We start from the raw sequence: 10,057 nt of genomic DNA on the forward strand, positions 1-10,057 counted from the left end.
AAGCGGCAGAAAAGGCGGCAGGGGAGCCCTCAGCAACACCTGTAGAGCGCCGCAATCTATAGCGCCGGAAACGCAACCACGCACCACCGAAAACCGTGACCACCGCCGCGCGCCACCCCAGCCCCCGACTCGTCACGCAGAGTGCGATTTCGGGGGATGTCCCGAAACGACCCCCAACCCGGGGCAACCCGGTACACCCGGTACACCTCGAACGTTCCTGCAGGCCACACGCACTTTTCCCCTGTACCGGGTTGAGGGGGTGTACCGGGTCAACCCGGTACACCCCCTCAACGAGCCTGGCGCTCACGCGAGCCGAAGAACGCCACACAGGCGGTTTGACCAGTACAAACAGCGGACAGTCGGCGCTCTGAGCGCCATCATCACGGAACGTGACCGATCCTGAGGTAGGGAGGGGTGGCGCGAGCCGGTTCGAGACTGGTGCTTGACAGGCGGTGCGGCGTCGTGTCTAGCTGGATAGGCAGTCCGGTGATCCCGCCGGGTTGCGGTCACCGCCCCGGGTAACAGCCCAAGGCGGCGACCTAACCGAACGACCTGTTAGGACAGGTGATCGGCTATGGGCCATGCTGCCCTTGGCGTCTGCACGTCTCCACCGGTGGGTGGAACTTTCCTTCCAGACTCCCCCGACAGTGACCATGATCCCGGCGTTGACCTGGGCTTTTCGTGGTGTCCGGATGGTCTGACCGAGCAGGTCATCGACCGTCTCTACGGCGACCTCCTCCACGATCCCGCACCGGCCGACGAGTCATCAGGTGAGCCGGACGCAGGGCGTCTGCTCGTACTCCCGCACCGGCGGCCTGTGGTCGTTTCTGCTGGTCAGCGGACTGTTTCGAGTGGTGAGGCGGCATGAACGCCCTGCTTCACCGTGTCGCTGCGGCCGTCCGAGACCGGGCCGTCGAGCTCGGCGCCGTCGGCACGCTGCTCGCCGCGACGGTGGGCCTGACCTGGTGGTTCACCGCGCCGCTCGGCTTCGCCATCGGCTGGTGGATCGCCGCCGAGCTGCGCCTCCGGCGCGCCCGCCGCGCCAACCCGGGCTCAACCACCCGAGGCGAGCCGCCTACCGCACACGCCGTCTCATCGGCCGCTGTATCGCCCACTGAACGGGTTTCGGCTGGTCAGCAGGTCGAAGGGAGGGCCGGGGCGTGACCGCCGCATCTTCTTCCTCGACCTCGTGGGCAGCGGCGCGGGCAGCCGAGCGACGTGAGAGCCGCGCTCTGGACGCCCGCCTGGACCGGGAGGCCGCCGACGCTGCCGCGCAGCGACGGATCACCGAGCAGAACGCCCGCCGCGACCGCGCCCAGGCCGACCGCGAAGCGGCTGAACGTCGACGGGCCGAGCAGCGACAGGCACGCGGCGCCGCACGGGCCGCAGCCCGCACCCGCACGCTGACCTGGGCATCCACCCACGTCGTCGAGTTGCTGATCTACCCGATCGCGCTCCTGTCCTTCGCCCTAGCCGCACCCGCGCTGGCCGCCTACGGACAGACCATCTACGGCCCGCTCGGTGTCCTGCTGGCCGGGATCACCGAACTCGGCATGTGGGCCTTCGCCCTCGCCATCGTCGCCTCCCGCCACCAAGCCCCGGACCGGCCGGTGGCCGGATTGCAGGCCGGGGTGGTGCTGTTCTCCCTGGTCGCAGCCGGGATGAACCTGCTCCACGGCCTCGACCAGGGCTGGACAGCCGCCGTGGTGATGGCGGTCGTGTCCATCGCAGGCGTCGCAGCGCACCAGCTCACCCTGGCCGGAGCACCGCGCCCGCGGGCCGAGCGCCGGGAAAGCCGGCTCAAGGCGCTGGTGGCGTCGAAGACCGACCGCGCACGGCGCCTCGCCGCCCGCGACGCCGTCGCGGTCATCGCGGCGGACGGGACCGCCGAGCTGGCCTACCGGCCCGGGACCTACCAGGTCCACCGACGGTCCCTGGCCGCGACGACGGCGCCGGGACGACCGGTCACACCGGTCACTATCGATCGCACCGACGACTGGGACTGGGCACTCGCCGACCTCGTCGAAGGCGCGGGCTGCGTCGGCTCCCGGCTCACCGACGACCTCGACTACGAGGCCGACCCGGCCCTCGACTACCTCGGCTCCGGGGTCGACTCGCACCCCGACGATGATCATGGGGGCGGTGTCGCCGTCCTCGACCATCGACCGGAGGAGTCGAGCTGGGAGTCGAGGTCTGACCTGCGACAGTCGACCCACCCAAGATCATCGTCGACCCTCGGAGTCGACCCCGACCATGATCTTGAACCCGCCTCGACCGGCCGCACCCTCGATGATCTTCGCCAGCTCCTCCGCGCCGCTGTCGCCGACGGTCGGGTCGACCCCGGTTCGGCCGAGTCCATCCGCCGCGCCCTGCGCTGCTCGGCCGCGCGTGCCCGCCAACTCCGCGACGAGGTCCGTGGCGAGACCGGAGGCACGCGATGACCGACGACGACCGCGAGAAGAACAAGAAGGTCGGCGGCGCCAGCCCAGCCCACCACGCGTCATCAGGGGACAACAGGCTGGCGCCGGTCATCACCCTGCACCACCGGCCCGACAACCACCACCCCGCCGCCGAGGACACGGTCGTCATCGAGGGCGAGATCGTCGACCAGGCATGCGGCCCGCAGACAGACACCGCCTCGACGCCGGGAACCGACGTGGTGGTGTCGCGGCGGGACTTCTACCGCTCCGACCTGCACGCCGCAGGCCGGAGCGCCCTCGCCGCCGCGACCCACCCCGTCACCGTCACCAGCACGAAAGCCCTGGTCCGCAACACCTTCTATGTGTTCTCCGGCGCCGGAGTCCTCATCCAGCGCTGGCGCGACACCCACGGCACCAGCCGGTATGAGCGGCAGATGCGCGCCGCCGAGGCAGCCGGGGACCAGGACCGCCTGTTGGAGTGGGAGGCCCGCGACGTCGCCGAAAAGGCCCGGCGCCATGGCCGGGTCATGGACTGGATCAACGCCCCGCTGGCCTGGGTGCGCGCTGCCGGGGTCGGCGCGCTGATCGCGCTCGGGATGCTCCTCGGCCTCGGCGCTGTTCTCGCCATCGCCGCGAAAGACATCTCCCTGGTCATCACCCCCATCACCGGGGTCATCGACACGGTCGCCTGGACCGTCACCTTCGTGACCGTCTACGCCACCGCCCTCACCAGCGTGGCGCTGGGCGGGGCCGTGGTCGGGCTGTGGGCGCTCGGGAAGGCCCGCACCGAGGCACCCACCTGGACCACCCCGCCCGCTGACGTCGAGGACGACGTCACCGGGCGGGGCGTGATCGTCGACGAAAGCGCCGTGGTCAACGCGCTGCGCAACCTCGGCCTGAGCGCACTCAACAGCAAGTTCAAGCAAGGCTGGACACCCCGCTGGAACCTCCCACCCGTCCACGACGGGCGCGGCTGGCACTGCCAGTTCCTGCTGCCTGAGGGCGTCACCGTGGAGATGCTCAACAAACGCAAAGACGTCCTCGCCCACAACCTGCTGCGCCTCCCGGTGGAGGTGTGGCCCACCGAACCGAAGGACAAGCCCGGCGTGCTGGACCTGTGGGTTGCTGACCAGGGAAGCCTCACGAAACCGGTCGCGCCGTGGCCGCTGCTGCACGACGGGACCACCGACTACTTCACCGGTGTCCCCGTCGGCGTCACCCCACGCTCCGACCTGGTCACCGGACGACTGTTCGGCACCAACTGGGGCATCGCCGGAATGATGGGCTCCGGCAAATCCACCCTCATCATCAACGTCCTCGCCGGAGCCATCCTCGACCCACTCGTCGAGATCGACATCTACTGCATGGCCCACAACGCCGACTACGACCCCTTCGCCCCCGTCGCCCGCACCCTGTTCGTCTCCGACGACCCGGACAAGGTGCCGACCGTCCTCGACGGCCTCAAGCAGCTGATGTCGGAGCTGTCGCAACGAGGACGGAAACTGTCCGCAGCCGGGGAACCGAAGCTGACGCGCAAGCTCGCCGCCAGCGATCGGTCGATGCGCCCGCGTGTGGTCGTCATCGACGAGTGCCAGGAGCTGTTCGTCTCTCCCGTCGGCTCCGAGGCCGCCAAGCTGGTCGCCAAGATCGTCGCGAAGGCACGCAAGTACGGCGTCACGTTGCTGTTCGCCACGCCGGTCCCATCAGCGGAGTCCCTGCCCCGGGCGGTGGCGAAGGTCCTGTCCAACCGGGCGTGCTTCGCCATCGGCGACCACCAGGGCAACGACGCCATCCTCGGCACGGGAAAGCACACCGCCGGCATCACCGCCACCACCCTGCAACCCATGACCGTGGGCAGCGACGGCACCGTCGATCTCGGGGACCTCGGCACCGCCATGACCACCGGCTTCGGCCCCCGGGACGGGTTGATGCGCTGCTTCTACATCCAACGCGGTGACGGCGTTGACGAGTTGACGCCGATCGGCGAGCGGGCGGTGAAACTGCGCGAGGAGGCCGGGCTTACCACCGGACCGGCGCAGCCCCCGGCGGCGTCCGCGCGGCGGGACCTCCTGGAGGACCTGCTCCACGTCCTTCACGGGCACAAACGGATGCGCACCCAGGAAGCCCTCGCCGCGCTCACCGAACTCGACCGCGCCCACTACGGGTCGTGGACCTTCACCCGCCTCGCCGAGGAACTACCCGCCGACGCGCGGCCCTACAAGTCCGACGGAGTCATGGTCCTCAGCGCCGCACGCCTCCACGAAGCCCACACCGACGCCACCCACGAATCCATCACCGACAGTGATGAATTCGGGCCTGGTCAGAAGGACTACTTCTAGAGGGAGGCGGCCAGGGAGGCGTCAGGGAGGCAGGGAGTTCTCCCTCCCCCTCCCTGACCGGTCCCTGACGCCTCCCTCCCTGGGATGACCTGCACCGACAGTCACCCAGGGACCCCAGGGACCCACCCCCTCCAACACCCCTCTGAAACCCGCAGTTGAGCAGGGACGGAGGCACTTCGGTGCCTCCCTCCCTCCCCTTCGCCATGCTCAAAACAGGAGACCTCATGCACACCCACAGTCACCATCCTGAAACACCGGAACCACCGGAACCGCTCCCGTCCCGGGCCCTGGCGATCCCCATCCCACGCCTGCCCGACCCGGACCGGGCCGAGGCCCTGGACGTCATCGGACACCTCGACCCGGCCGTCCTCGCCGCCGTCCTCGGACGAGCGCAGCCGTCGGCGCCGCTATTGGTCGCCGCCCGGGTCGGGGTCGAGGTCGCCGACCTGCGCCACGCCCACTGGACCGCGCTGCGCGACGCCAGCAAGGCCATGTCGATCGCCTACCGCGCCGCGGGGCTCGCCCGGCAGCCGTCCCTGGCCGAACTCATGCGCCGCCGCTACCCGCCCCACGGCGACCCGGCCCGATGGGCGCGCGGGGACGCAGCATGACCGCCACCGCCGCAGCCCAGCAGCTGGTCGTGGGCAAGTCGACCCGGACCACAGCACGCCCCCAGGGCGGGCGAGGACCGGAAGCGACGCGGCAGCACCCACCGGCCACGCACCGGCTGTCGCGGCTCGCGGTCCAGGTCGCCGACGGACGCGAACTCGCCGTCCTGGTCGACGACCCCTGGCGCGGGCGCTGGTACTGGCGGGCCGATCTGACCGACATGCAGACCGCCTCGGCCCGCTACCCGGACGGCCACCCGGCAGCAGAGCTGCGCGCCTACGCCCCGACCGAGACCTGGACCGAACACCCCGCCGAGCCCGACGTCACCGGACGCCTCTGGCGACACCACCCGACCACCGCAACACCCGCAACCACCTTCAGGAGGAGCACGTGAACACCCACGACCACGACGAACCCACAGGTCAGGCCGAAGGTTCCCGATCCGGCACCTTCGACACACCGACACCCGAGCCCCCGAACAGCACCACCAGCAACGACGTGGACGGGGCGGTGATCCTCGACGACCTCGAAACCGCCCTCCGGCGTTACGTGGCGCTGCCCTCCGACGCCGCCGTCGTCGGCGTGGTGCTGTGGATCGCCGCGACCCACGCCCAGCCCGCCTGGGCACACGCACCCCGCCTGGTCGTGCGGGCGCCGGAGAAGCGCTGCGGGAAATCCCGCCTCCTCGACGTCGTCGAAGGCACCTGCCACCAACCGTTCATCACCGTCAACGCCACCCCCGCAGCGGTCTACCGCTCCATCACCACAGACCCACCCACCATGCTCGTCGACGAAGCCGACACGATCTTCGGACCCGCAGCCACCGGCCACGAAGACCTCCGCGGCCTGCTCAACGCCGGACACCAACGCAACCGCCCCGCCAAGCGCTACGACCTCGCCAAAAACCGCGTCGAGTCCATCTCCACGTTCGCGATGGCCGCCCTGGCCGGGATCGGACGCATGCCCGACACCATCGAAGACCGCGCCGTGGTCGTCCAGATGCGCCGCAGAGCACCCGGAGAGCAGGTGGCGCCGTATCGACACCGCCGCGACCGGCCACGCCTCCAGAAGCTCGCTGAACGCCTGCACAGCTGGCTCCGCGACGACCTGCCCACCCTCGAAGCCGCCGAACCCGTGATGCCGGTCGAGGACCGGGCCGCCGACACCTGGGAACCGCTGATCGCGGTCGCCGACCACGCCGGCGGGCACTGGCCCGACCGCGCCCGCACAGCGATCCTCGCCCTCCAGGACGAAGACACCGGCGACGACCGGTCCGAACGCATCCGGCTGCTCGCCGACTGCCACGCAGCGTTCGGGGATGAGCAGGCGTTGCCGACAATGCGGCTCCTCCAACAGCTCCGAGCCGACCCGGAGGCACCGTGGGCGGACTACGGACCACGCGGCGAAGGACTCACCGCTCGACGACTCGGTGTCCTGCTCGCCGAGTACGACATTCAGTCCACACAGATGCGGCTCCCCGGACTAGGGAAGACCAGGGGCTTCCATCGCGACGCGTTCACCGACGCCTGGCGGCGCTACACGCCCGACCTGGTCACTGACAGCGACGATAAGTGTCAGATGGTCGTCGAGTCGACATCGTAGCTGGCCAGGGCGCATTCAGGGCGATCTTCGGCTCGTGTGAGCGCCAGGCTCGTTGAGGGGGTGTACCGGGTCGACCCGGTACACCCCCTCAACCCGGTACAGGAAAAATAGAGGTGCTACCTGGGGAAATAGCCAGGGTGTACCGGGTGTACCGGGTTGCCCCGGGTTGAGGGCTGTTTTGGGACATCCCCTGAAATCTCACTCTGCGTGACCACTCGGAGAGCACTCTCGGAACCTGAGCTCCCTCGACACCGCAGGCACTCAGGGCGGTCAAGAGTGCCACAACAGCGCCATAATGCCCCCTCACGTCCTCGCTGCCGGGCGAATCATGCCTGTCCGGTACCAGAGGACCCCTGATGACTCTCCGACGATCTGAGGGGTCAGAAGGCTGCCTTGAGTACGCGGCGGGCGGCGGACGCGTGCACTCGTTGCGGCTCGTCCCATTCACCGTGTTGCCGCGCTTCGTAGATCAGGTACCCGACTGCGTCCCGGGTTTCGCCGGTGGCTTCGGCGATCTGCTTGTAGGTGAGTCCTTGGTCGCGCAGCGCGGTGACGCGGGCGCGGCGGGCTTTGGCGCGGGCGAGGTACTCCGCGCGGGGTTCGGCGGCGATGGCGCGCACGGTGCGTTCGGAGACCCCGGCGCGGGCGGCGACCTCGCGGGCGGTGCGTTTGCGGCGTCGGGGGTTCAGCGCTCCCATCCGAACGCCTCCCGCTCCACACGACCACGAAGCTGTCCCGTCTGTGCCGCCTTCAGCTCGCCCCTTTTGTGCCCGCGTGCGGTTTGGATGGCGTGGAAGGTCTCCTCGTAGGCCTTCGGGCCGTTCCGCCAGAGCCGGGAGCGGGTCAGGATCCAGCGGCTGATCGAGTCCGCGATCGCCCGCACCTCCGCCGCCGGGAGCGGGTCGCTGAACCCCTGGTTGCGCTCGACCGCTCCGGCCCGGATCGCGGCCTCCAGCCCGTCCGGGTCGCCAAAGTGGTGACGAACCTCCCGGTAGGCCCACCGCCGCGCGCCGGTGAACAACGCGCAGTTCCGCCCCGGACCCGACGGGTCGAGCAGATGGGCTTTGCGGCGCATCCAGCCCGGCTCGGGCATCGACCCCGACGCCGCCAGGGGGGCGTGGAGCTCGTCGAGGCTGTAGCGGTGGTAGTGCACGTGATGGGCGTTCCAGCGCGGGTGGAACGGGTTCTTCGTCAGCAGCCCGCCGTAGTCCCGATCCCCACCCGTGGCCCGGCGTAGCCCTTCCAGCACCGAGGTCAGATACGCCAGCGGCTTGAGCCGGGCGTAGTCGGTCGTGGTCACCGGCTCGGCCAGCACCCACCCCAGGTGGGCATGCCCGTTGACCGGATTGCTGATGATCAGATTCGGCAACGCGTGACTGTCCCGGGTCGAGAGCCCGCGCAGCTCGGCGTCCGGCTCGTCGCAGTCGATCACCACCAGGTTCACCATCCCCGCGCAGTTGGCCTCCAGCAGCTCCCGAGCAAGCGCCCGCCGCCGCGACATCCGGTACACCCCACGCGACGGATCATCCGCCGCGAACGGCCGACGCGGAAGCCACAACCCGTCCCACGCCTCCCACGCATCCAGATCCGCCGCAGCCAGAACCTCCTCCACCGCAGCCGACACCGGAACCGGACCGGACGGGGGCGCCCCCGCAGCGGGGGCGGGGGGCAGCTCGGGCACGGGGGCCTCCGGACAGGGTGGGGAGCGGCTTCAGGGCGAGGAGCTACGCGCTCTCCTTCTGCGCGTGCGCGGAACATCTGACTTGGCTTCGCGCCTAGTCTGCAAGCTAGTGCCTAGTCTGCAACCTGTCTCTAACGACACGCGGGCGGCGTGGCGACGTAAAGCCAGGCCGTACTGATCTACTCCGCGCATGCTCTTCCGGACCGCTACCGCTGATCGGCTTCGTCCGTCGACGGACCCGCGCTCGGTGAGATTCCCGCGGGGCGTCGGGCTTCTTGCTGCGGCCATCGGCGTCCTGACCATCCTCAGCGCCGGGACTGCTCTCGCTCAGACCGGGCCGCCGCCACCCACCAGCCCAGAACTGGGCAAAGCTAACGAGTTGATGGCGTTGCCTGCCGCCGCGTTCGTCACAGCCGACAAGACCTCACCGGGGCGGCCGTTCAACCTCCGCACCGACGGCTGCAGCGGCCCCATCAATCCGGCCTATTTCAAAGACGCCTGCATTCAGCATGACTTCGCCTACCGCAACTACGGAAAATCCGATGGCGGACTCGGCCTAGCGCTCACCGAAGCAGCCCGCTCTTACGCTGACGAACGCTTCCGCGTAGAGCTGAACCGATCCTGCGAAGCCTGGGCAATTCCCGCCACCACCGCAGAAGACTGCCTCAATCAAGCTGCACTGGCCTACACCGCCGTTCGCTCCGAAGGAAGCAACGCCTTCTTCGGGCGCTAAGCCCGACGAGCTGACTTACTGATCATCACATCATAAACAATCGCAGAAAAAACCAGAAAGGCAATCGCTGCCGTCGACAACCACTTCCCCGCGACCATGGAGAAGTTCACATCAACATGGGCAGCTGTCACGCAGCGCGCGTAGAGAGCAGCAAAGAACCCTACGGTCGCAAAAATAGGGATGAAAACAACATATCGCTGGTCGCCGCTTGCGCTGCGCTTCAACTTCCACACGTACCGCAGGGCAACCACTAAAATCACAGCACCGAAGATTCCCAGGCTCAGCTCAACTCCATAAGGAACAGCAGGAGCGGGTCCCCACAGATGCGACGGATGCACACGTCCCTCCGGTGACGACAAGTCACCGATGAGAACCCAGAAGAAGGCGAACGCACCCAACGCTCCACCCGCTGAAACCAATTTCATCATCGCCCATCGCCCCCGCGCTTCCTCGGCTCAGCCCATCCTCGGCACGCCTCAGCCAGACACTCCTCGTCGCAGGCCACCGACGCCAGCGCAGCGACCCCACCCCAGCGGGGACCACTCCTTTGCGGCGCCCACTTAGCCGGAGCTATGTGCATAGCTTGCCTCCGACGCAGGCGGGCCCAGCCGACCGCGCCGCTGCTGGTCGCCATACGCCGTCGTCGAACTCGTCCGCGGCGAGTGGGTACCGC

The 10,057-nt window shown here is 69.0% G+C and carries 10 protein-coding genes; 7 read left to right on the top strand and 3 right to left on the bottom strand.

The genetic code is table 11. From position 1 onward, the window contains the following. The first annotated feature begins 864 nt into the window (after window positions 1-864). The 6 genes from KPL59_RS13010 (at window position 865) to KPL59_RS13035 (ending at window position 6,970) form a co-directional block, all read left to right on the top strand. Complete coding sequence (locus tag KPL59_RS13010) at window positions 865-1,164, top strand: hypothetical protein (protein WP_226360926.1); 300 nt, start codon at window positions 865-867, stop codon at window positions 1,162-1,164. Continuing rightward, complete coding sequence (locus tag KPL59_RS13015) at window positions 1,161-2,441, top strand: hypothetical protein (protein WP_226360927.1); 1,281 nt, start codon at window positions 1,161-1,163, stop codon at window positions 2,439-2,441. Before KPL59_RS13010 ends, KPL59_RS13015 begins: the two co-directional genes overlap by 4 nt. Continuing rightward, window positions 2,438-4,759, top strand: coding sequence for a cell division protein FtsK (locus KPL59_RS13020; RefSeq protein ID WP_226360928.1), 2,322 nt, complete (start codon window positions 2,438-2,440; stop codon window positions 4,757-4,759). The genes KPL59_RS13015 and KPL59_RS13020 overlap by 4 nt, the downstream gene beginning before the upstream one ends. 224 nt (window positions 4,760-4,983) lie before the next feature. Further along, entirely contained in the window at window positions 4,984-5,370 is a 387-nt protein-coding gene (locus tag KPL59_RS13025; protein WP_226360929.1) for a hypothetical protein, read from the top strand. Beyond that, window positions 5,367-5,762, top strand: a complete 396-nt coding sequence (locus KPL59_RS13030) for a hypothetical protein (protein WP_226360930.1) — start codon at window positions 5,367-5,369, stop codon at window positions 5,760-5,762. The genes KPL59_RS13025 and KPL59_RS13030 overlap by 4 nt, the downstream gene beginning before the upstream one ends. Continuing rightward, a complete protein-coding gene (locus KPL59_RS13035) occupies window positions 5,759-6,970 on the top strand; it encodes a DUF3631 domain-containing protein (protein WP_226360931.1) in 1,212 nt (403 codons plus the stop codon). Before KPL59_RS13030 ends, KPL59_RS13035 begins: the two co-directional genes overlap by 4 nt. Window positions 6,971-7,350: 380 nt before the next feature. On the opposite strand, the gene KPL59_RS13040 is transcribed toward KPL59_RS13035, so the two are convergent. Continuing rightward, window positions 7,351-7,668, bottom strand: a complete 318-nt coding sequence (locus KPL59_RS13040) for a hypothetical protein (RefSeq protein ID WP_226360932.1) — start codon at window positions 7,666-7,668, stop codon at window positions 7,351-7,353. Continuing rightward, window positions 7,656-8,471: a replication initiation protein gene (locus KPL59_RS13045; protein ID WP_226360935.1), complete on the bottom strand. Its 816-nt coding sequence runs from the start codon at window positions 8,469-8,471 to the stop codon at window positions 7,656-7,658. Before KPL59_RS13045 ends, KPL59_RS13040 begins: the two co-directional genes overlap by 13 nt. Window positions 8,472-8,841: 370 nt before the next feature. On the opposite strand from KPL59_RS13045, the gene KPL59_RS13050 reads away from it, so the two are divergent. Continuing rightward, a complete protein-coding gene (locus KPL59_RS13050; RefSeq protein ID WP_226360933.1) occupies window positions 8,842-9,384 on the top strand; it encodes a phospholipase A2 in 543 nt (180 codons plus the stop codon). Here KPL59_RS13050 and KPL59_RS13055 read toward each other — a convergent pair. After that, the gene (locus tag KPL59_RS13055) at window positions 9,381-9,782 is read right to left on the bottom strand and encodes a hypothetical protein (RefSeq protein WP_226360934.1); all 402 of its coding nucleotides are present in this window, start codon (window positions 9,780-9,782) and stop codon (window positions 9,381-9,383) included. The two genes, KPL59_RS13050 and KPL59_RS13055, sit on opposite strands and share 4 nt — an antisense overlap. Window positions 9,783-10,057: the final 275 nt, after the last annotated feature.

It is taken from the genome of Pseudonocardia sp. ICBG1142 (genome assembly GCF_020496255.1).
Classification (GTDB): Bacteria; Actinomycetota; Actinomycetes; order Mycobacteriales; family Pseudonocardiaceae; genus Pseudonocardia.